Here is a 22782-nt window from a genome sequence, read left to right as displayed (position 1 = left end):
CGGGCAAACGCCAATACTACACGCCGAATCGTGGCCGGGGCTGCCGAGTGTCATTCGTCAGCGTCTCGCCGGTGTTACGCCAGTTCGGATGTTCACACGCCGATGCGCTGCGTAGCACCACCGGTCCTTGCTGTGCGCAGGCCCCCGAAAGAGGGGCGCGTGCTGCGAGCCACGTTCCACGGTGCCGTCATGGTGCCGGGTCAAGAGGCGGGGCAGTGCCGCAACGGCGCGGTCCCGGGTTGCTGCCTGAAGGAGGCAGTTCCGAGGAGAGACAATGAATCGCATCTGGCAACAACTGCCCTGGGCAGCGGTGGCCGTCGTCGGCGCTTGCGCGCTTGGCACGGTGGCTCTATCGCGCGGCGAAACCGTCAGCGCACTCTGGATCGTGATCGCGGCTGTCTGCGTGTATCTGATCGCTTATCGTTTCTACAGCAAGTTCATCGCGACGCGCGTCGCGCAACTCGACGGCTCGCGCATGACGCCGGCCTGGCGCCATAACGACGGCCTGGACTACGTGCCGACCAATCGCTATGTGCTGTTCGGGCACCACTTCGCGGCCATTGCCGGCGCAGGACCGCTCGTCGGCCCGGTGCTCGCCGCGCAAATGGGCTATTTGCCGGGCATGTTGTGGATTCTCGCCGGAGTGGTGTTCGCGGGCGCAGTGCAGGACTTCATGGTGCTGTTCATTTCCACGCGCCGCGACGGCCGCTCGCTGGGCGATCTCGTGAAGTCCGAACTCGGCATGATTCCCGGGGTGATCGCGCTGTTCGGCGCGTTCCTCATCATGATCATCATTCTGGCCGTGCTGGCGCTGATCGTGGTCAAGGCGCTGGCCGGTTCGCCGTGGGGCACGTTCACCGTCGGACTGACGATCCCGATCGCGCTGTTCATGGGCGTCTATACACGCTACATCCGTCCGGGCCGCATCGGGGAAGTGTCGATCATCGGCTTCGTGATGCTGATGGCCGCGATCTTTTTCGGCCAGAACGTGCACGACAGCGCCACCTTTGCGCCGCTGTTCACGTTCGACGGCAAGCAACTCACGTGGATGCTGATCGGTTACGGTTTTGTCGCATCGGTGTTGCCTGTGTGGTTGTTGCTTGCGCCGCGCGATTATCTGTCGACGTTCCTGAAGATCGGCACGATCATGGCGCTGGCCATCGGCATTCTGGTGGTCGCACCCGAGCTGAAGATGCCCGCGCTCACGCAGTTCGTCGACGGCAGCGGCCCGGTCTGGTCGGGCAAGTTGTTCCCGTTCCTCTTCATTACGATCGCGTGCGGGGCCGTGTCCGGCTTCCATGCATTGATCTCGTCGGGCACCACCCCCAAGCTGCTCGATAACGAACTCAACGCGCGCTTCATCGGTTACGGCGGCATGCTGATGGAGTCGTTCGTGGCCATCATGGCGCTGGTCGCGGCCTCGGTGATCGATCCGGGCGTGTATTTCGCGATGAACAGCCCGGCCGCCGTGATCGGTACGACGCCCGAAGCCGTGGCGCACGTCGTCTCGGGCTGGGGCTTTGCCATCACGCCGGACGTGCTCACCGCCACCGCACACGCCGTGGGCGAGAACACGATCATCTCGCGTGCCGGTGGCGCGCCGACGCTCGCCGTCGGCATGGCCCAGATCCTGCACAAGGTGGTCGGCGGCGAAGCGATGATGGCGTTCTGGTATCACTTCGCGATTCTGTTCGAAGCGTTGTTCATCCTGACGGCGGTCGATGCAGGCACGCGTGCCGGCCGCTTCATGCTGCAGGATCTGCTGGGGACATTCGTGCCGTCGCTCAAGCGCACGGATTCGTGGCCCGCGAACCTGACCGCCACCGGTCTGTGCGTGGCTGCGTGGGGCTACTTCCTGTACCAGGGCGTGGTCGATCCGCTGGGCGGCATCAATACGCTGTGGCCGCTGTTCGGTATCTCCAACCAGATGCTGGCCGCGATCGCGCTGATCCTCGCGACGTGCGTGCTCTACAAGCTCAAGCGCGAGCGCTTTGCCTGGGTGACGGTCCTGCCCACGCTGTGGCTGCTGGCCTGCACGCTCACGGCCGGGTGGCAGAAGATGTTCGATGCGAATCCGAAGGTCGGCTTCCTGGCGCACGCGGCCAATTATCAGGCGGCGCTCGCCGACGGCAAGTTGCTCGCGCCGGCCAAGTCGGTCGCGCAGATGCAGCAGATCGTGTTCAACGATTACGTCGATGCAACGCTCTCCGGCGTGTTTATGTTCGTGGTCGTATCCGTGGCGATCTTCGGCGTACGCACCATCCTCGTGGCACGCCAGGCCAACAAGCCGACGGCTCGCGAAACGCCGTTCGAGCCGATGCCGACCGGTCGTCAGGTCTGAGGCCGGGGGCGACGCCATGCTCGATGAAGTCGGTAAGGTGGGCCGGTATCTGGGGCAGGCCATGCGTCTGATGGTCGGCCTGCCCGACTACGACACCTATGTCGCGCATATGCAGGCCACGCACCCGGATCAGCCGGTCATGAGCTACGAGGCGTTCTTCCGGGAACGGCAGGAAGCGCGCTACGGCGGCAAAGGCGGCGGACGATGCTGCTGAGGCGTCGTTGGCCTCAATCGCCTCGTCAGCCTCGTCAACCCAGAAAGTGAGAACGCCCGGTGAGCACTTCACCGGGCGTTTTTTCATGGGCCGACCCGCGCTGCGCTCACATCACTTTTGCGCATCGCGAGTGAGCGTTGCCGCGACGATAGCGATCGAAGACCTGGGCGACGACGCGAACCAGCAAGCGTCCGGCCGGCAAGATGCGCAGTCCGTGGGCCTCGATGGCCACGAGACCATCGGCCGCCAGCTCGGCCAACTCGCCCAGCTCACTCGCAAAATAGCTGGCGAAGCGGATGTCGTAAGCCTGTTCGAGGGGCGCGAATTCCAGCGACATGTGGCACATCAGGCGCGAAATGACGTCGCGCCGGATATGGTCGTCGTCATCGAGTCGCACGCCACGCGCGATGGCGAGTCCGCCGGCATCGATGGCTTCGTAATACGCCTTCAGGGTCTTGGCGTTCTGTGCGTAGCTATCCCCCACCCGGCCGATGGCCGACATGCCCACCCCGACGAGGTCGCAATCGGCCCGTGTGCTGTAACCCTGGAAGTTGCGATGCAGACTGCCAGCGGCCTGCGCACGGGCGAGTTCATCGTCGGGCCGCGCGAAGTGATCCATGCCGATATAGACATAGCCCGCTGCGCTCAGGCGGGCAATGATCGTCTGCAACAGCGCCAGCTTTTGCGGGCCGTCCGGCCGGGCGTCGGGCAGGCAGCGCTGCATTTTGAACTGTTGCGGCAGATGCGCGTAGCTGAAGACCGACAGGCGCTCCGGCGCCATCTCGATCACGGCGTCGAGCGTATTCGAGAACGACTCGGGCGTTTGATACGGCAGGCCGTAGATCAGATCGAAGTTGACCGACCGGAAACCACAGCTTCGCGCGGCGTCGAGCGTGGCTTCGACCAGCGCGCGCGGCTGCACGCGATGAATCGCCGCCTGGACACGGGGATCGAAATCCTGCACCCCGATGGACAGACGATTGAACCCGAGCGCGCGCAAGGCGCGGATCGATGCCGGGCCGGCACTGCGCGGGTCGATTTCGATGGCGTACTCGGCGCTGTCGTCGAGCGTCATCACGAAATGACGGCTGATGGCCTCGACAAGGGAGGCGATCTGTTCCAACGACAGGAACGTCGGCGTGCCCCCGCCCCAATGCATCTGCGCGAGCCCGCGGCCGGCGCCGAGCAGCGACGCCTGCCGCGCGATCTCGGTATGCAGGCGCTCGACGTAGGCCTGCGCGTGGGCGCGATTGTGCGTGACGATCTTGGTGCACGCGCAGTAGAAGCACACCGTGTCGCAGAACGGCACGTGGACATACAGCGACAGCGGTTTGCCAGTGCGCTTGGACTGCGCGGCTGCGCGCGCATAGTCGTCAGCGCCGAAGTTGTCACGGAATTGCAGTGCCGTCGGGTACGAGGTGTAGCGCGGCCCGTTCACGTCGTAACGGGCGAGCAGTTGTGCATCGAAGTGAAGCGGGGCGGACGGGGCCGCGGTGTTTCGCGGCGCCGGCGAGGTGCCGCATCGTGAATGCCCGTGACCCTCGGACGACGTCCGCGACGCACAGCCGGGACATGGCGTACCAGCGTGCGGTTCGCTGGGGGCTGCGGCGTTGGCGCAAGGCGTCGACGAAAGGCGGAGCGGAGTCATGACGCGGCCTGTAACAGTAGGTGATAGAGGACTGTAGCGGCGCTGCGAACGCCGCGCCCTGACCTGCGTCAAACACCCGGCTCACGGCGCGAAAGTGGCGCGAAAGTGGCGAGAAGCAGACGTGATGGCTGACGACGTCGAGTGAATTCCCGCATCTGTCGCGGATCCCGGTGCCCTGAGGCGCATGTCACAGGGCGGTCATGCACCAAAATCGTTGCCACGTCAGGCAAGTTTCGGCTGCCTACGGTAAGCTAGCGCCTTATTGAAGTCTCCCCGCCGTGTCGACAGCCCTGGCGGCACGCACGGCCCACCCCGGAACGATCCGGGGCGGGGGTCAGGCCGGTGCCCGCGGGTGCGCGCAGCGCCGGTGAATGGCCGGCCCGCCCATGCTTGTCCTTGCCAGTACGACGCGGCACATCACGATTGGAAACACTATGGATCGTCTGCAATCGATGCGCGTTTTCGTCAAAGTGGCCGACAACGGCAGCTTTGCCCGTACGGCTGCCCAGATGGACCTGTCGGCCGCCGTGGTCACGCGGCACGTCGCCGAACTGGAATCGCATCTCGGTGTTCGCCTGCTCAATCGCACCACGCGCAGTCTGTCGCTGACCGGTGCCGGGCAGGTGTATCTCGAACGCTGCCGGCAGATCATCGACGAAGTCGACGAGGCCGACGCCCTCATCTCCAGCGCCTCACGCGATCCGAAAGGCACCTTGAAGGTCGTTGCGCCGGTGTCGTTCGGTCTACGCAACCTCGCACCGCTCGTCAAGAAGTACCAGGAGTTGCACCCGAAGGTCGTGGTCGATCTCGCGCTGACCGACCGGGCGGTCGATCTGGTGGAAGAGGGCTACGATTGCGGCATTCTGCTCACGCGCATGATCAACAGCGAAAGCCTGATTTCACGCGTGCTCGCCGAGACGCGCGTGATGTTGTGTGCTTCGCCGGCGTATATCGCCGAGCACGGCGAACCGGTCACGCCCCAAGAGCTGGGCGAGCACGGTGTGCTCGGTCTGCCGAATGACATCTGGAGCGAAGACCGCGTGTTTTCCGGCCCGGACGGCGAGGTGCGCGTGCGTGTGCAGAACAAGTTCATCTGCAACAACACGGCGCTGCTGCGTCAATCGGTGCTGCTGGGGCACGGCATTGCGTTCCTGCCGTCATATCTCGTGGGGCACGATGTGCGCGACGGCGATCTCGTCGCGCTGATGCGCAACTACTCCCAAACGCCGGTCGATGTCTCGCTCGTCTATCCCAGCCGGAAGTATCTGTCGGCCAAGACGCGCGGTTTCATCGATCTCACCGTCGAGTATTTCCGCCAGAACGAAGGCATTTCGGCGGCCGAACGCTGGGTGCCCCCCAAGATCCCGTCGCCGAGCGCGCCCACCACGGGCATTTCGGTGTGACGTAGTGCGCTTCGCGAGATGAAAAAACGGCCACTCCCGCAAGGAAGTGGCCGTTTTCATTGCCCGGCGACAACCGGGCGATGCCGTACTCGATCCGCTTAGAACGGCGGATCCTCGTCCTCGACGGCAGCGTTGTCCGACGCGCCGGACGTGGCTTCCTTCTTGACCGGCTTGGCTTTGGCCGTCGTTTTCCGGGCCGCTGTCTTCTTGGCCGGTGCCTTCGCCGCCGCGGTCTTCGTTGCCGTCTTGCGCGCCGGGGCGGCTTTGCCGTCAGCCTCGGCGTCGCCAGCCTTCGCAGCCGTCTTCTTCGGTGCCTTCGCTTCGAATTCGAAGCCGATGGTGCCGTCCTTCTGCTTGGCCAGATACGCCTTGAACGTTCGCCCCGTACGCGACGACTTGAAGCTCGTCAGCAGATCCGTCTTGCCCTCGGTCAGCAGCTTGTGAATCTGCTCGCGCGTGATTTCCTGCTGGAGAATCACCTTGCCCGACGTGAAGTCGCAAGTCTTCGGGCTGGCGACGGCGTTCTCGCAGACATAACGCATACCGTGCTCAAACACGTTTCCGCCGCACTTCGGACACTTGCCGACCGGCTCCTGTCCCGTGAAATCGGGGGCCTCACCGTCTTCGTCGCCGCTGTCCTGGCCGAAGTCGAACTCGAGCTTGTAACCCATCTCGTCGTCGGGCGAGAGCTTGAGAATGGCCGAGAACGGACGGCCCATCTTGCTGCGGAATCCCGACAGCGGTCCGATGGTCTTGTTCTTGAGCAGGTCCTCGACTTCCGGGATTTCGAACTGACGCCCGCCCGGGATCTTCGAGATCGAGAAAGCGCAGCTCGTGCACGCGAAGCGCCGATAGTTCTCTTTGACCACGCTGCCGCAATGCGGACACGGCGTGGTGAGCGTGGCGTAGTCGCCCGGGATCGTGTCCGAGTCGTATTCCTTCGCGCGCTTGACGATGGTCTGCGTCATTTGCGCGATCTCGTGCATGAACTCATCACGCTTGAGGCCGCCGCGCTCGATTTGCGAGAGCTTGGCTTCCCATTCGCCCGTGAGTTCGGGCAGCGTGAGTTCGTCGACGCCGAGCCCGCGCAGCAGTGTCATCAACTGGAAGGCCTTGGCGGTCGGATGCAACTCGCGGCCTTCGCGCACGAGATACTTTTCCGTCAGCAACCCTTCAATGATGGCCGCCCGCGTGGCCGGGGTCCCCAGACCCTTGCCCGCCATCGCCTCGCGCCACTCTCCCTCTTCAACGAGCTTGCCCGCGCCTTCCATCGCCGAGAGCAGCGTCGCTTCGCTGTACCGTGCCGGAGGCTTGGTTTGCAGGCCGACCGATTCGACCTTGTCGACGCCAACCTTCTCGTCCTTCGCGACCGGCACGAGGTTCGGCTGCTCTTCCTTGCCGTCTTTCCCGTCGCCCTGCGCTTCCTTGCCGTAAATGGCCAGCCAGCCAGCGTTGACGAGCACCTTGCCTTCGGTCTTGAAGTGATGGCCCACCACTTCCGTGATCCGGGTCGTCACCTGATACTCGGCCGCCGGGAAGAACACCGCCAGGAAGCGCTTGACGACGAGGTCGTACAGCTTTTGTTCCGGCTCGGAGAGGTTCTTCGGCGCCTGCAGCGTCGGGATGATGGCGAAGTGATCGCTGATCTTGCTGTTGTCGAAGATCCGCTTGTTCGGCTTGACCCAGTCCTTGCTCAGGATCTGGTTGGCGAACTGGTGGTAGTTGTTGCTCTCCTTGAGCACGGCCATCGTCTCCTTGACGGTGGCCAGATAGTCTTCCGGCAGCGCGCGCGCGTCGGTACGCGGGTACGTCAGCACCTTGTGCTTTTCATACAGCGCCTGCGCCAGACCCAGCGTGTTCTTGGCAGAGAAACCGAAGCGGCCGTTGGCCTCGCGCTGCAAGCTCGTCAGGTCGAACAGCAGCGGTGAGAGTTGCGTCGACGGCTTCGATTCTTCCGTGACCGTGCCCTGCTTGCCGCGCACCGCCGCCACGACCGACTCGGCCGCCGCAACGCTCCACAGACGCGAATCGCGCTGCTCCGGATCGAATTCGTTGCGCTTGAAGCTCGGATCGAACCAGCGGCCTTCGTAGAAGCCTGAGGCGGCAACGAAATCGGCGCGCACTTCCCAGTAGTCGCGCGACACGAACTTGCGAATCTTCTCTTCGCGCTCGACCACGATCGACAGCGTCGGCGTCTGCACGCGACCGACGGTCGTCAGGAAGAAACCACCGCCCTTGCTGTTGAACGCGGTCATGGCACGCGTGCCGTTGATGCCCACGAGCCAGTCGGCTTCGGCGCGGCTGCGCGCGGCGTCGGCCAGCGGCAGCATGTCGTCATCGCTGCGCAGGCGACTGAAGCCGTCACGAATCGACTGCGGCGTCATCGATTGCAGCCACAGCCGCCTGACCGGCTGCTTCGCCTTCGCGTGTTGCGCAATCAGGCGAAAAATCAGTTCCCCTTCGCGTCCCGCGTCACAGGCGTTGATCAGGACGTCCACGTCCTTGCGCTTGATGAGCCGCGTGAGCACCTTCAGACGCGACTCGCTCTTGGCGATCGGCTTGAGGTCGAAATGCGGAGGAATCACGGGAAGGTTGGCGAAACTCCACTTGCCGCGTTTGACTTCATAGTCTTCCGGCGCGCCGATTTCGACGAGGTGGCCAACCGCCGACGAGACGACGTAGTCGTCGTTCTCGAAGTACTCGTCATGCTTGGTAAAGCCGCCCAACGCCCGCGCGATGTCATTCGCGACGGACGGTTTCTCGGCAATGATCAGAGCTTTTGACATGACGTTAGGTAATGGTGAGGGGGCGTCGGCAAGCGACATTCGTTGGCTTTATAACATATAGCCAGTCCGGCGTTGCCGTCGGATCGGGCACAAGGCATGCCTGAAAGCGGCACATCATAAGCGCGTCGCAAGCCGGCGGCAAGCGCAGGCCCGGCGGCGCGGCCCCACCGCTGCGACACGGCGTCGCGCTTTGCCTGATGCGCTTGCCGGTCGGCTCCGACGGGGCTATCCGGCAAGCAGGTGCTCGCGCAGCGCAGGGGCGGCCACCGTCGCGTCGCCCAGCACTCGCGCGTCGAGCATACGGTCGAGAATGCCGACGGCCGGCAGCACTGGGCCAAAAAAACGGGCTTGTCCCGCCGGCTGCTGCGCATCCTGAACGAGCAGGGTCGGAAAGTTCTCGATGTCGTGATCGTCGAGCCAGTCGGCGTGCGTCTCGATATCCACCCAGACGAAGCACAGCGCCGGATGGCGGGCCGCCAATTGCTCGAACGCCTGCGCATACTCGCGGCAGGTGCCGCACCACGCCGCGCACATGCAGGCCACGAGACGCGTGTTGCCATCGGCCAGCGCGGCAGCCAGCGCGGAGCGGTCGGCCACAGGATCGAAAACGGGCATGGTGTCGGTGATGTCGGTATCTCGGAATTGGGAGGGGGCGCAGCGGCGACCGGCGCATTTCAGGCATCGGCCTCGGCGACCCGGGCATTCGTCAGCGTACGCCCCGGTCGGTCTGCCGGGCAAATCGTCCGCCGGCCAGTCGGGCGATCCGGCCGTCGAGTTCAAGCACGCTCAGATGCGCAAGCACGGTGGTGATCGCCAGGCCGGTGCGCCCGCAAAGGGTGTCCGCGCTGACCGGATCATACCCCAGCGCTTCCAGGACTGCTGCCATGCCGGGGGGCGCGGCGGTGGGCATCGCCACGGTGGCGCGGGCCGTCGGTGGGCCACTGGCGCGCACGGTCTCGGCCATGCTGAATGGATCGGTCGCCGCGCCGTCGGACGGCGGGCGCCTCGATACACGGGCCTGTCCGCCATGTGCGCTTTTGCGCGCATTTCCCGCGCTTCCCCTGTCCGACAGGGGGAGCGTTTCCACGCTCGGCGCGGGCGGCGCAATGCCCAAGGCTTCGAAGACGTCGTCGGGCGATGTCGCGAGCGTGGCACCGTCGCGGATCAACGTGTGGCAGCCGCGGCTTTGCGGCGCGTGGATCGAGCCGGGCACGGCGAGCACGTCTCGGCCCAGATCGCCTGCCAGACGTGCTGTGATCAGCGATCCCGAGTGCGTGGTGGCCTCGACGACCACGGTGCACCGTGCGAGCGCGGCAATCAGCCGGTTGCGCCGCGGGAAGTGATCGGCACGCGGTGGTGTGCCCACGGGGAACGCGGACAGCACGAGGCCGCGCTCAGCGATGCGCTCGGCCAAGTCGCGATGATGCGTCGGGTAGACGAGATCAGGCCCCGTGCCCACGACGGCGCAGGTGCCGCCCGCCGTCTCGAGCGCGCCTTCGTGCGCGGCAGCGTCGATGCCTGCCGCCAGCCCCGACACGACGGTCACGCCCGCGTCGCCGAGCGCGCGGGCGAAGTGTCGCGCGTTGTCGCGTCCCTGCGGCGTGGCGCGGCGGCTGCCGACAAGCGCCGCCGCAATGGCCCCGGCGCGGTTTGGCAGACCGGCATCGCCGCGGCAATACAGGATTGGGGGGGCGTCGCCAAGCGTCAGCAGCTCACGCGGGTAGGCCGGCTCGGACAACGTGACGACCGCACACCCGGGACGACTGGCCCAGTCGACGGTACCGGCGATCTGTGCCGTCAACTCGGCGGACATCGGCGCGAGCAGCCTGTCCACGAGCGTGTCCGGCAGCACGCCAGCGAGCCTGGCGCGCGACGCCCGGAAGATCGCTTCAGGCACCCCGAATGCCCTCAGCAGACGCCGTACCGCAGCCGGGGGTACCCCGGGCGTGTGGCACAGCCGCAGCCAGTCCTTGATTTCCGCGCGGTCGGCCCCGATATGAGGGCTATCGTGCGTGGCGTCGGTGTGAAGGGCGCTTTCGCGGGACATGACGTCAGAACGGGCCTCGGGACAGGGCTCGGCGCAAGAGGCTCGGGCGGGTCGCGCGTGGCCCGCCGTCAGCGTCGAGAGGGGCGCTATGCTAAAATTTTTCATCATCCGGTAAGCATTGACCGGGGGGCCAAGGCGGATATCCCCTGCGGCGCGAGCATCGCGACGCAGCTGCCATCGCAGGATTGTGCGTTCACGGCCACTCGCAGGGCAATGCGGCGAATTCCCGTTTTCATCATGGCATTACTGACAATTCTTCAATATCCCGATCCGCGTCTGCACAAGGTGGCCAAGCCGGTTGCCAAGGTCGACGATCGGATCCGCAAGCTCGTCAAGGACATGGCCGAGACCATGTACGACGCCCCCGGCATTGGCCTCGCGGCCACGCAGATCGACGTGCACGAGCAAGTCATCGTGATGGATCTCTCGGAAACGCGCGACGAATTGCGCGTGTTCATCAATCCCGAGATCGTCTGGCGCAGCGACGAACAGAAGGTTTATGAAGAGGGCTGCCTCTCGGTGCCCGGCATCTATGACGAAGTCGAGCGCGCCGACCGCGTGCGCGTGCGCGCCCTGAACGAGCAGGGTGAGGCGTTCGAACTGGACGCCGACGGCCTGCTCGCCGTGTGCATCCAGCACGAGATGGATCACCTCAAGGGCCGCGTGTTCGTCGAGTATCTCTCGCCGCTCAAGCGCAACCGCATCAAGCAAAAGATGAAAAAACAGGTCGAACGCGCCTGAACCACTCCGGCGGCGCCCAGCGTGGGCGCGGCCGGTAAAGTCCTCTATACTTGCAGCGCTCGCGGGCGCGTGTGTCCGCTTTCTGCCGCTGCGACGGGGCGTCATCGAACGTCTGCCGTCGGGCCAACTCCCGACTGTTTGCCGAGATGTCCATCGCCATCGCTTCGTCGTCCTCCCGCACCCGCACGATCTACTGGCTGAGCGCCGCGCTCCTGTTTGCCTTCCTGCTGGCGGGCCTGTTCGACCGCGACCCCTGGAAAGCCGACGAGCCGTATTCCGTAGGCATGGTGCTCAACTTCTTTCGCGGCCACGATCTGGTCGTGCCGCACGTGGCCGCCGATCCGTTCGTGGAGAAGCCCCCCGTGATGTACTGGACGGGCGCGTTCTTCGCTCGGCTGGCGTCCGGTGTGCTGCCGGTCTTCGATGCGGCCCAGCTCGCGGTGCTCGCCTGGCTGGTCATTGCGGTGATCTGTGTCGGCCGGCTGGCGCAACGCCTCTACGGCCCTGCGGATACGCAAAATACGGACACATTCAACTGGCTCGCGCCCATGCTCATGGTCGGCAGCTTCGGGGCCATCGAGAACATTCACAAACTGACGGCGGATGTGCCGCAACTTGCAGGCGCCGCGCTCGCGCTGGCGGCGCTGGCCCGCTTGGCCAAAGCCGAGAACTCGTCGCGCTTGTGGGGACTCCTGTTTGGCACGGGCGCCGGTATTGCCTTTCTGAGCAAGGGCCTGCTGGTGCCCGGTGTGCTGGGTCTCACCGCACTGGTCGTGCTCGCCGTGCCGGCGTATCGTACGCGCCGCTATGCGGGGGCGCTCGGCTGGGCGGTGCTGGCGTCGCTGCCGTGGCTGGTGATCTGGCCTGCGTTGTTCTGGCATGCCTCGGAGCCACTTTTCATTGAGTGGTTCTGGGATAACAACTTCGGTCGGTTCTTCGGCTTTGTCCATCTCGGCGGAGAACGCACGACCTATGGCAGCGATCTCGCGAGCCTGATCGGGCTGACCTTTCCGGCGGGCTGGCTCGCGCTGGGCGCGCTGATCGCGCAACTGCGACAGGGCGGCGGGTTACGGCGTTACGTGATCGATTTTCCGGAGCAGGCCATGCTCTGGCTGTACGCCGGCTTGTTCGTGGCGACGCTCGTCGCGTCGTCGGCCATTCGCGACATCTATATGTTGCCGCTCTTTCCGGCTATCGCGGTGCTGGGTGCGAACGCACGCTTGCCAACGTGGCTCGAGAAGGCGTGGTCGGGCGTGGCGCTCGTGCTCATGAGTGCGCTGGGACTGTTCCTCTGGGTGCGTTGGGGGCTGCAACTGACCGGGAACGGGCACGTCGCCGCGGGCCCGATCGGCAAGTGGCTGCCCCTCGATTACGTGCTGCCGTTCTCGCCGGGGCTGGTGCTCGCGGCGGTTGTCGTCGCCGCGTTGTGGGTGAGTGCCATCGTGCACCGCCGTCAGCTCGGTGCCCTGGTCTTCGGTTTCGCCGGGCTGATGTTCGTCTGGGGAACGCTTTCCACGCTGTTGCTGCCCTGGATCAACGAGGCTCGCAGCTACCGCACGCCGTTCGAGGGACTGCGTGAGTCGCTTGCCCATGCGGCGCCACATGGCACGCCATTGGCGACCCGATGCGTCGGGTCGTTCAACGTCGGCGAGTCGGAGCGCGCCATGCTCGACTATTTCATCGACGTGCGTCCGGTACAGCTTCCGGATCTGGCGGATGCGTCGCGCTGCGACGTGCTGCTGGTGCTCGACAAGGCCAACGCGCGCATCCTCGCGCCGGACGGCTGGCGTGAGATCTGGCAGGGCGGCCGTGCAGGCGATACCAACGAGCGCTTCCGCGCCTTCGTGGCGCCTTCGACTGCGGTGGCCGCGTCCGCCGCCGGCACCGTCAAATAAGTTATCGCGTTAGCCCAAGGAAGTTCGTCATGACGCTTCGCATCGTCTTCGCCGGTACGCCGGAATTCGCACAAACCGCGCTTGCCGCCATCGACGCCGCTGACTTCCCTGTCGAGTTGGTGCTCACTCAGCCGGATCGTCCGGCCGGTCGCGGCATGAAGCTGCACGCCAGTCCGGTCAAACGATACGCCCAGACGCATGGCATGCCGGTGTCGCAGCCGGCGTCGCTGCGCCGTAACGGCAAGTTTCCGGAGGAAGCCGCGGCCGCCATCGAACAACTGCGCGCGCTGGCACCCGATGTCATGGTCGTGGCCGCTTACGGCCTGATCCTGCCGCAGGAAGTGCTCGATCTGCCTCGATACGGGTGCCTGAACATTCATGGCTCGCTGTTGCCGCGCTGGCGCGGTGCGGCACCGATCCATCGTGCCATCGAGGCGGGCGACGCCGAGACCGGCATCACTATCATGCAGATGGACGCCGGCCTCGACACCGGCGCGATGATTCTGCGCGAGGCCGAGCCCATCCGCCCGGACGACACCACGGCGACGCTGCACGACCGCATGGCGGCGCTTGGCGGCAAGTTGATCGTCGACGCCTTGCGTCAGCTCGCGCGCGACGGGCATCTGCCGAGTGTTGCCCAGCCCGACGCCGGGGTGACCTACGCGGAAAAGATCGCCAAGCAGGAAGCGGTGCTCGATTGGCGCAAACCCGCCGAGGGACTGGCGCGCCAGGTCCGGGCGTTCGATCCTTTCCCGGGGGCGCTCGGCACAGTGCACGACACCCCCGTCAAGCTGTGGCGCGCGTGCGCCGTGGCGGGCAAGCCGGGGGCTGCCCCCGGCACCGTTCTCGACGTGAGCGCCGACGCGATCGTCGTCGCATGCGGGGCGGGCGCGCTTCATGTGACCGAGTGCCAGAAGCCGGGCGGCAAACGTCTGCCGGTACGTGAATTCCTTGCGGGGTTCGCACTGGCGCCCGGCGATGTTTTCGCGGCAGGCCACCCGCCGGCGAAGTAATATCGACCGAATCGACCGTTCTGTTCATTGAAACCGTACGGAAAAATCGTAAAACGTCACGGAATCGGCGGGAAATTCCAGCGAACGTCTGAAAAGTATCGATGCGAACGCCGCTGCCGTTGAATTTTTGACGACCGGCACCATCTAACGCCCGAGGACACGCAAAGTGCGTGGTTTCCTCGGGTCATCAAGATTTGCAGAGGAGAACACCATGTTCAATTGGATGAAGACCACCCTGCTGATGGCGGCCATCACCGCGTTGTTCATGGTGGTGGGCGGCATGATCGGCGGCAGGCAGGGCATGATGCTCGCGCTGGCGTTCGCGCTGGCGATGAATTTCTTTTCCTACTGGTTCTCGGACAAGATGGTGCTGCGCATGTACAACGCGCAGCAAGTCGACGAGACAAGCGCACCGCAGTTTTACAACATGGTGCGCGAGTTGTCGCAGCGTGCCGGGCTGCCGATGCCGAAGGTCTACCTGATCAACGAGGACGCGCCCAACGCGTTCGCGACCGGGCGCAATCCCGAGAACGCGGCCGTGGCTGCCACGACCGGCATTTTGCGTGTGCTCTCCGATCGAGAGCTGCGCGGCGTGATGGCGCATGAGCTGGCGCACGTGAAACATCGCGACATTCTCATTTCGACGATTTCCGCCACGATGGCCGGTGCGATTTCCGCGCTCGCCAACTTCGCCATGTTCTTCGGTGGGCGCGACGAGAACGGCCGCCCCTCCAATCCGATCGCGAGCATTGCCGTGGCGATCCTCGCGCCGTTGGCCGCCTCGCTGATCCAGATGGCGATTTCGCGCGCGCGTGAATTCGAGGCGGACCGCGGCGGCGCGGAAATCTCCGGCGACCCGCAGTCGCTGGCGATGGCGCTCGACAAGATTCATCGTTATGCGCAGGGTATTCCGTTCGAGGCGGCCGAGCAGCATCCGGCCACGGCGCAGATGATGATCATGAACCCGCTGTCCGGCGGCGCGATCGCGAATTTGTTCTCGACACACCCGGCGACCGAGGAGCGCGTCGCCCGACTGATGGAGATGGCGCGCACCGGGCAGTATCCGGCCTGATCGCGCGCCGCATGCACGAAAGTGAGGCCTGAGCTCGCCGGCCATGGCCTCGCCCGCCGGCGCGGGCGTCACCGTCCGGCGCGCATCACCAGTCTGCTATTCTGTGGCCCGACAGCCGTCCGATATCTCCCATGCCCGCCGTCGCGCGGGCATGTTCGTTTGTAGAAAGCCCATGCCGCAATCGAGTCTGCCCACCGAATCCCTGGCCTATGCGCTGCAGCGCGCCGCGCAGGCCCTCGAATCCGTCCAGAAGGGCACCGCATTGCCGCAAGCGCTGGCCCAGGCCACCACGCAATGCGCACCGACCGTGCGGGCCGCCGCACAAGATCTCGCTTACCGCGCCGTGCGCCGGCTGGGCAGCAGCCGCGCGTTGCTCGCCTTGCTCGTCAAGCCCGCACTGCAAGCGCGCGTGCGCGACATCCTGCTGTGCGCATTGGCGTTGCTGCAAGACGCCGCCGAGGATGCTGCGTACACCGAATTTACGGTCGTCGACCAGGCCGTGGAGGCGATTGCCGTGCAGCGTCGCACCGTCGCCGCGAAGGGGTTGGCCAACGCGGTACTGCGTCGCTTCCTGCGCGAGCGCGAGCGCCTGATGGCCGAGATCGCGAAGCAGCCCGAAGCCCGCTGGAACTACCCCGCGTGGTGGATCGACACCGTGCGCGCAGGCTATCCCGATCGATGGGAGACGTTGCTTGCCGCCGGCGACAGCCGCGGGCCGATGACGCTGCGCGTGAACACACGTCGCGTCAGTGTGGCCGCCATGCAGGCAAGTCTGGCGGCGGCGGGCATGGATGCCGAGATCATCGGCCCGGTCGCGTTGCGGCTCGCGCAAGCCGTGCCGGTCGACCGTCTGCCGGGTTTTGCCGACGGATGGGTGTCGGTGCAGGACGCCGGGGCACAACTGGCCGCTCCGCTCGTGCTGGGCGAGTCACCGCGTACCGGCATGAGGGTGCTGGACGCATGCGCTGCCCCGGGCGGCAAGACCGGCCATTTGCTGGAATTGGCCGACGTGCAGGTCACGGCGCTCGAGTCGGATCGCCTGCGCGTGCCGCGCATCTACGAAAACCTCGAGCGTCTGGGACTCAGTGCGGACGTGCGCATCGGCGACGCCGGCACGCCGTCGAAGTGGTCCGGCGGCGGCTGGGACGGCGTGCCGTTCGATCGCATTCTGGCGGACGTGCCGTGTTCGGCGTCCGGCATCGTGCGGCGTCATCCGGATATTCGCTGGCTGCGTCGCCGGGCCGACATTGCGGCCCTGGTCGAAGAGCAGCGGCGCATTTTGCTGGCGCTCTGGGACACGTTGGCCGTGGGCGGCGAGTTGATCTATGCGACGTGCTCGATCTTCCCGGCGGAAAACGAGCAGCAAGCGCAATGGTTTGAACGTATTCGCACAGATGCGGTACGATTGGACGCTCCCGGGCAATTGCTGATGACCCCTGGCGGCGCCCACGACGGCTTCTATTACGCTCGCTTCCAGAAACGGTGACCTTTTCCCAACGGCTACTGGCCAGTTTGCTGCCGCTGCTGCTGTGCGTTTTTGCGCTCGGCTTCGCTGCGCCCGCGCGCGCCGAAAATGACATCCAGGTGCGCGAAGCGCGGCTCGAGCCGTCCGAGGGCGGCTGGTTGCTCGACGCGCGCTTTGCCTTTGAGCTCAACAGCAGCCTGGAGGACGCGGTCAATCGCGGCATCTCGCTCTATTTCACAACCGACTTCGAACTCACTCGCTCTCGCTGGTACTGGTTCGACGAGAAGGTCGTGACCACGTCGCAGAGCGTGCGGTTGTGGTTCCAGCCGCTCACGCGTCAGTATCGCGTCTCCAGCAATAGTGGGAACAGCAGCAACAGCGGATTGCAGCTTGGCTTCGGCTCGTTGCGCGAGGCGCTCGCGCTCGTGCGCAATGTGAGCGGTTGGCGCGTCATCGAGAAGGGCGTCGTCAAACCTGGCACGCAATATCAGGCCTCGGTACGCATGCGGCTCGACAATGCGCTGATGCCCAAGCCGTTCCAGATCGACGCGGTCAACAATCGCGACTGGAATCTCAGCTCCGACTGGGCGCGCTTCATGTTCTCGCCCGCGCCACCGTCGGCGGCGGCCAGCGCTCCGGCGCTCCCGGTCGTAGCGACGAGCACGCCGCTCGACCCCGTGAATCATGCGTTCCGTCTGAGGGGCCATTTGCCACTTGCCTTCAGCGCGGCGCTGCCGCCCGGAGTCGCCCGTGTCAAGTAACGGCGGCGGCCTGCTCAAGCGCATCGTCATTCGCACGCTGATCGTCACGATGGCGCTCGTGGCCATCGGGCTGTTCGGCCTGCTTGCGCTGGCATCGGCCAATACCGAATTCTTCGATCGCTACTATTCGCTGCTCTACACGGCGAACATCGCGGTGGCGATCATCTTCGTCTTCATCGTCGGTGCGCTCGTCTGGATCATTCTTGCGCGGCTGCGCGAGCGACGCTTCGGCACGCGACTTCTCGCCAAGCTGGCCATCTTCTTCGCGCTGGTGGGGGTGCTGCCGGGCGGCATCATCTATCTGGTGTCGCTGCAGTTCGTCTCGCGCAGCATCGAGTCGTGGTTCGACGTGCGCGTCGAGACGGCGCTCGACTCCGGACTCGAACTCGGACGCGCCATCCTCAACAACGGTCTGTCGGACCTCAGCGCCAAGGCGCAACTCGTGGCCGACAACCTTGCGTCGAGCGGCGACAAGGGGGGAACGCTCGCGCTGCTGCGCATGCGTGACCAGTTCGGCCTGCAAGACGCGACCATCGTCGACGGCAATGGGCGTGTGCTCGCGTCGGCGTCTGGCAGCTTCAATGCGCTGGTGCCGGATCTGCCGACGCCGCTCATGCTGCGTCAGGCGCGCACGCAGTCGCGCGGCTATACGGCCATCGAAGGCGGCAGCGAGGGCTACGACAAGCATCAGGCACGAGATCAATTGCGCTGGCGCGTGGTGATCCGCATTCCTTCCGGGTACACGTCGTCATTGCAAGACGAAGAGCGTTTCCTGCAAGTCACGCAACTGGTGCCGGCCAATCTTGCGCAGAACGCCGAGGCGGTGCAGAGCGCCTATCGCGAATATCAGGAAAAGGCGCTGGGCCGCACGGGCCTGCGAAAGATGTATATCGGCACGCTGACGCTGTCGCTGTTCCTCGCCACGTTCGTGGCGATGATGCTCGCGCTGGCACTCGGCAACCAGCTCGCGCGGCCGCTTTTCTTGCTGGCACGCGGCACGCAGGAAGTCGCGGCAGGCGATTTGTCGCCGAAAGGGGAAATGCGCACCAACGACGAACTGGGCTTCCTGACGCAGGCGTTCAATGCCATGACGCGTCAGTTGTCCGACGCGCGCGCCACGGTCGAGCGCAATCGGCTGGCGCTTGAAAGTTCGAAGGCGCACTTGGAGAGTATTCTGTCGAGCCTCACGGCCGGCGTGTTCGTCTTCGACCGCGACTTCCGCCTGACGACGGCCAATGCCGGCGCCGAACGCATCTTCAAGCAGAGCTTGCAGGGTGAGCTGAACCGCTCGCCCGCGCATATTCCGGCGTTGGTGGAGTTTGGTGAGACGCTGCGTCGCGCGTTCGCCGATCGCGATGCGAACGCCGATCTCGGCCCGGGCGGGCACTGGCAGCAGCAGATCGGTCTGACGCTGCCGGGCGAGACCGATGCCGTGACGCTGCTCGTGCGCGGTTCGCATTTGCCGGAGCCGATGGTCGCGGTGGCGGGCGTGCCGACACGTGCGGGCGGCGGCTACGTCGTGGTGTTCGACGATATCAGCGATGTGATTTCGGCACAGCGTTCGGTCGCGTGGGCCGAGGTGGCGCGGCGTCTGGCACACGAGATCAAGAATCCGCTCACACCGATCCAGCTCTCCGCCGAGCGGCTGCAAATGAAATTGTCCGACAAGCTGCCGCCGGCCGATGCCGAGGTGCTGCGCCGGGGCGCGACGACCATCGTCAACCAGGTGGCGGCCATGAAGCGCATGGTCGACGATTTCCGCGACTACGCGCGACTGCCGCCAGCGATCATGCATTCGCTGCAACTCAACGAGTTGATCGGCGAGGTGCTGACGTTATACGGGGTGGATGAAGGGCGCGGCGCGATTCGTCCGAATCTGGATGCGGACCTGCCGGAGATACGCGGCGACTCGACGCAATTGCGTCAGGTTATTCATAATCTGCTGCAGAATGCTCAAGATGCCGTCAGCGCAACCGAAAAGCCTCTTATCACGGTGGAAACGAAGACAGTAGAATACGCAGGAACGGACATGCAGCCCGGCGAACCGAAACGCACGGCAGTGCGCTTGACGATCACGGACAACGGGCCGGGCTTCCCGGCGCGCATTCTGACCCGCGCATTCGAGCCCTACGTGACCACGAAGTCGAAGGGCACCGGACTCGGACTCGCGATGGTCAAGAAGATCATCGACGAGCATCAGGCGCGCATCGACATTCGCAACCGGCCATTACCCGAGGGCGAAGGCAGTGCAGGCGCACAGATTTCGATCTTGTTTACTCAATTGGCTGACGACCAGGAACTGTCGCGCAACAAGCCGGCAGAACACACGAAGGTAGCGTAAATGGCAACCATTTTGGTGGTGGATGACGAAATGGGGATCCGGGAGCTGCTCTCCGAGATTCTGAGCGACGAGGGGCATGTCGTGGAGGTCGCGGAGAACGCGCAGGAAGCGCGGGCCTTTCGCGCCGCGCACACGCCCGATCTCGTGCTGCTCGATATCTGGATGCCCGATACCGACGGCGTAACCTTGCTCAAGGAATGGGCGGCGCAGCAGTTGTTGACGATGCCCGTGATCATGATGTCGGGCCACGCCACGATCGATACCGCCGTCGAGGCGACCAAGATCGGTGCCCTCAATTTCCTCGAAAAGCCCATTGCCCTGCAGAAGCTGTTGCAGGCGGTGGAGCAGGGGCTCGCGCGCGGCAAACGCGAACTGTCTGGCGGCGCGCCCAGCGCATTCGCCGCCGATGACGACGCGCCTGACGCGGGCGTCTTCGGCGAGAGCGAACCGCGCCACGTGGGCGGGGGCCTGAACGGCTCGGCGGTGCATCACGCGCCGCTCGGCGCGCACGATCTCGATGGCGGCGTCGCGGGGGCGGTGGTGGGCATGTCGGGCGACATCTCGTTCGACGTTCCGCTGCGCGAGGCGCGCGATGCGTTCGAGCGTGCCTACTTCGCCTACCATCTGGCCAAGGAGCACGGCAGCATGACGCGCGTGGCCGAGAAAACGGGCCTGGAGCGCACGCACCTGTATCGCAAGCTCAAGCAACTGGGCGTGGAGCTCTCGAAGAGCAAGACATGACGGAGGTGCGGCGCGCCCGAGCGCGCTGCGACGCCGCTTTCCAGCGGATTTTTTCAACGAAGGGCTTGCGCGAAGCGTCGGCAGTCTCTATAATCGCTTTCTCTTGGCCCGGTAGCTCAGTTGGTAGAGCAGCGGATTGAAAATCCGCGTGTCGTTGGTTCGATTCCGACCCAGGCCACCAAATTCGAAGGGCTTGCGTACATCGCAAGCCCTTTTTGCGTTTGAACGAAAACGCTGCCCGATGATGGGTATCACGCCCTGACGATAGCCATGCCGGGCGTCGCGGTTCACAATCGCGTGACCTATCCCGCACGCGGGCTGCCCGAGGGGCGGCCGCAAGCGCGTGCCCCGGCCCCCGTCGCCCTGACGGCGAGGGCGATACTGCTAGCGCATGATCATGACGACAAGCACTGATTCCGCTCTGGTCCTGTTCTCCGGTGGACAGGATTCGACCACCTGCCTCGCGTGGGCACTGTCGCGCTATGCGCGCGTCGAAACGCTGGGCTTCGATTACGGCCAGCGCCACCGGGTGGAACTGGAATGCCGCACCGACGTGCTGGCCAAGCTGCGCGCGCGGTTTGCGCAGTGGGCGCCGCGCCTCGGCGACGATCACATGATCGACCTGTCGATCCTGGGCCAGATCAGCGAGACGTCGCTGACGCGCGAGACCACGATCGCAATGGCGGCAAACCATCTGCCGAACACCTTCGTGCCGGGCCGGAATCTGCTGTTCCTGACGATTGGTGCGACCATTGCGTATCGACGCGGTTTGCGCGTGCTGGTCGGCGGCATGTGCGAGACGGATTTTTCGGGCTACCCCGATTGCCGCGACGACACCATGAAGGCGCTGCAGGTCGCGCTCAATCTGGGCATGGACCAACGTTTTATCGTCGAGACGCCGCTGATGTGGATCGACAAGGCGGACACGTGGCAGATGGCGCAGGATCTGGGCGGCGACGCGCTGGTCGAGACCGTGCGCGAAGACACGCACACGTGCTATCTGGGCGAGCGCAGCGTGCTGCATGCGTGGGGTTACGGATGCGGCGAATGTCCGGCCTGCCAGTTGCGCCAGCGCGGTTTCGAGCAGTGGCGCGCGCGCGGTCACGATCACGATCGCAGCGCGGTCTGATCCTGGGAGAATCGAGGGCAACATGACGTACGCGGTAAAGGAAATCTTCTACACCTTGCAGGGCGAGGGCGCCAACGCCGGACGTCCGGCGGTGTTCTGCCGGTTTGCAGGATGCAACCTGTGGACCGGCCGCGAAGAGGACCGCGCGGACGCCGTCTGCCAGTTCTGCGACACCGACTTCATCGGCACCGACGGCGAGAATGGCGGCAAGTACCGTACGCCGGCCGATCTCGTCGCGCAAATCGTGGCGTTGTGGCCGGCGGGCGAGCGCGCCCACCGGTTCGTCGTATGCACGGGCGGTGAGCCGCTGCTGCAGCTCGACGCGCCGCTCATCGACGCGCTGCACGCCGAGGGCTTTCGCATCGCGGTGGAGACCAACGGCACGCAAGCGATCCCCGAGGGGATCGACTGGGTGTGCGTGAGCCCGAAGGCCGATGCCGAGCTGATCGTCACGCGCGGCGATGAGCTGAAAGTTGTGGTGCCGCAAGATCGCCAACGTCTGGCTGAGTACGAAGCGCTCGATTTCCAGTACTTCTACCTCCAGCCGATGGACGGACCGCTGCGCGACACCAATACGAAGTTGGCGATCGACTATTGCAAAGCGCATCCGCGCTGGTCGTTGTCGATGCAGACGCACAAATACCTGAATATTCCCTGAGCCGTTGCCGTGATTACGATTACCCGGAAACTCGAATTCGATGCGGGCCACCGCATTCCCGACCACCGAAGCCAGTGCCGCAACCTGCACGGGCATCGCTATGTGCTCGAGATCACGCTCGCGGGCGAAGTGAGCCGCGAGAGCGGGGCCTCCGACAATGGCATGGTGATGGACTTCGCCGACGTGAAGGCCCTGGCCAATGAGCATCTCGTGTCGGTGTGGGACCACGCGTTCCTCGTTTATGAGGGCGACACGGCCGTGCGCAATTTTCTCGAGACGATGCCCGACCACAAGACGGTGGTCTTCGACCGGGTGCCGACCGTCGAGAATCTGGCGGCGGCTGCCTTCGACACGCTGAGCCACGTCTTTGACGCGCATTACGGCCGCGACTTGCGCCTGGTGCGCCTGCGTCTGTACGAGACGCCGAACTGCTGGTCGGAAGTCACGGCGTAATACGCTTCGACGCTTGCGAGATCTTCGTTGATGCTGCGTCCTCCCGTCGCTGGGGTGACGCCCACGCCGCCACG

17 protein-coding genes, 1 tRNA gene and 1 pseudogene are annotated in these 22782 nt (G+C 65.0%); 15 read left to right on the top strand and 4 right to left on the bottom strand.

What is annotated here, in order from left to right; translation table 11 throughout:
• Positions 1–274 precede the first annotated feature (274 nt).
• On the top strand, positions 275–2341 hold the full coding sequence (locus PanNE5_RS06075) for a carbon starvation CstA family protein (protein ID WP_017233792.1): 2067 nt from the start codon (positions 275–277) through the stop codon (positions 2339–2341).
• 16 nt (positions 2342–2357) lie between these two features.
• Entirely contained in the window at positions 2358–2555 is a 198-nt protein-coding gene (locus PanNE5_RS06070; RefSeq protein ID WP_017233791.1) for a YbdD/YjiX family protein, read from the top strand.
• Positions 2556–2661: 106 nt separating this feature from the next.
• On the opposite strand, the gene hemN is transcribed toward PanNE5_RS06070, so the two are convergent.
• The gene (hemN, locus tag PanNE5_RS06065; protein WP_261939414.1) at positions 2662–3993 is read right to left on the bottom strand and encodes an oxygen-independent coproporphyrinogen III oxidase; all 1332 of its coding nucleotides are present in this window, start codon (positions 3991–3993) and stop codon (positions 2662–2664) included.
• A 644-nt stretch (positions 3994–4637) separates the two neighbouring features.
• On the opposite strand from hemN, the gene PanNE5_RS06060 reads away from it, so the two are divergent.
• Positions 4638–5606: a LysR family transcriptional regulator gene (locus PanNE5_RS06060; protein WP_017233789.1), complete on the top strand. Its 969-nt coding sequence runs from the start codon at positions 4638–4640 to the stop codon at positions 5604–5606.
• Between the two features lie 98 nt (positions 5607–5704).
• Here PanNE5_RS06060 and PanNE5_RS06055 read toward each other — a convergent pair whose 3' ends face one another.
• The 3 genes from PanNE5_RS06055 to dprA all read right to left on the bottom strand — a co-directional run bounded on the left by PanNE5_RS06055 (position 5705) and on the right by dprA (position 10439).
• Positions 5705–8392 carry a DNA topoisomerase III gene (locus PanNE5_RS06055; RefSeq protein ID WP_017233788.1) on the bottom strand — a complete coding sequence of 896 codons (2688 nt, stop codon included), beginning with the start codon at positions 8390–8392 and terminating at the stop codon, positions 5705–5707.
• A gap of 225 nt (positions 8393–8617) precedes the next feature.
• Entirely contained in the window at positions 8618–9007 is a 390-nt protein-coding gene (locus PanNE5_RS06050) for a thioredoxin family protein (RefSeq protein WP_261939413.1), read from the bottom strand.
• A 91-nt stretch (positions 9008–9098) separates the two neighbouring features.
• A complete protein-coding gene (gene dprA / locus PanNE5_RS06045; protein WP_261939412.1) occupies positions 9099–10439 on the bottom strand; it encodes a DNA-processing protein DprA in 1341 nt (446 codons plus the stop codon).
• Between the two features lie 237 nt (positions 10440–10676).
• On the opposite strand from dprA, the gene def reads away from it, so the two are divergent.
• From def to queD, 12 genes and pseudogenes are all read left to right on the top strand, one after another.
• The gene (gene def, locus PanNE5_RS06040) at positions 10677–11180 is read left to right on the top strand and encodes a peptide deformylase (RefSeq protein WP_026131609.1); all 504 of its coding nucleotides are present in this window, start codon (positions 10677–10679) and stop codon (positions 11178–11180) included.
• A gap of 146 nt (positions 11181–11326) precedes the next feature.
• Positions 11327–13075 carry an ArnT family glycosyltransferase gene (locus PanNE5_RS06035; protein WP_261939411.1) on the top strand — a complete coding sequence of 583 codons (1749 nt, stop codon included), beginning with the start codon at positions 11327–11329 and terminating at the stop codon, positions 13073–13075.
• Between the two features lie 29 nt (positions 13076–13104).
• Positions 13105–14088, top strand: a complete 984-nt coding sequence (gene fmt / locus PanNE5_RS06030) for a methionyl-tRNA formyltransferase (protein WP_150562017.1) — start codon at positions 13105–13107, stop codon at positions 14086–14088.
• 211 nt (positions 14089–14299) lie between these two features.
• Positions 14300–15160: a zinc metalloprotease HtpX gene (gene htpX, locus PanNE5_RS06025; protein WP_017231986.1), complete on the top strand. Its 861-nt coding sequence runs from the start codon at positions 14300–14302 to the stop codon at positions 15158–15160.
• A 172-nt stretch (positions 15161–15332) separates the two neighbouring features.
• Complete coding sequence (gene rsmB, locus PanNE5_RS06020) at positions 15333–16646, top strand: 16S rRNA (cytosine(967)-C(5))-methyltransferase RsmB (RefSeq protein WP_261939410.1); 1314 nt, start codon at positions 15333–15335, stop codon at positions 16644–16646.
• Positions 16643–17236, top strand: a pseudogene (locus PanNE5_RS06015) (DUF4390 domain-containing protein); the annotation flags it as partial. The gene rsmB and the pseudogene PanNE5_RS06015, both read left to right, overlap by 4 nt.
• A 199-nt stretch (positions 17237–17435) precedes the next feature.
• Positions 17436–19727, top strand: coding sequence for a sensor histidine kinase (locus tag PanNE5_RS06010; RefSeq protein WP_254440897.1), 2292 nt, complete (start codon positions 17436–17438; stop codon positions 19725–19727).
• On the top strand, positions 19728–20468 hold the full coding sequence (locus tag PanNE5_RS06005; RefSeq protein WP_261939409.1) for a response regulator: 741 nt from the start codon (positions 19728–19730) through the stop codon (positions 20466–20468).
• A 105-nt stretch (positions 20469–20573) separates the two neighbouring features.
• Positions 20574–20649: transfer RNA gene (locus PanNE5_RS06000), tRNA-Phe, on the top strand.
• Positions 20650–20859: 210 nt separating this feature from the next.
• A complete protein-coding gene (gene queC / locus PanNE5_RS05995; protein ID WP_017231981.1) occupies positions 20860–21597 on the top strand; it encodes a 7-cyano-7-deazaguanine synthase QueC in 738 nt (245 codons plus the stop codon).
• 22 nt (positions 21598–21619) lie between these two features.
• A complete protein-coding gene (queE, locus tag PanNE5_RS05990) occupies positions 21620–22255 on the top strand; it encodes a 7-carboxy-7-deazaguanine synthase (protein WP_017231980.1) in 636 nt (211 codons plus the stop codon).
• Between the two features lie 9 nt (positions 22256–22264).
• Positions 22265–22708 carry a 6-carboxytetrahydropterin synthase QueD gene (gene queD / locus PanNE5_RS05985; RefSeq protein ID WP_017231979.1) on the top strand — a complete coding sequence of 148 codons (444 nt, stop codon included), beginning with the start codon at positions 22265–22267 and terminating at the stop codon, positions 22706–22708.
• Positions 22709–22782 lie beyond the last annotated feature (74 nt).

The sequence above is a fragment of the Pandoraea sp. NE5 genome, from assembly GCF_024363545.1.
GTDB classification, from domain to species: Bacteria; Pseudomonadota; Gammaproteobacteria; order Burkholderiales; family Burkholderiaceae; genus Pandoraea; species Pandoraea cepalis.
The sequence above is the reverse complement of the archived record's forward strand: the minus strand, read 5'-3'. Positions and strand labels throughout refer to the sequence as shown.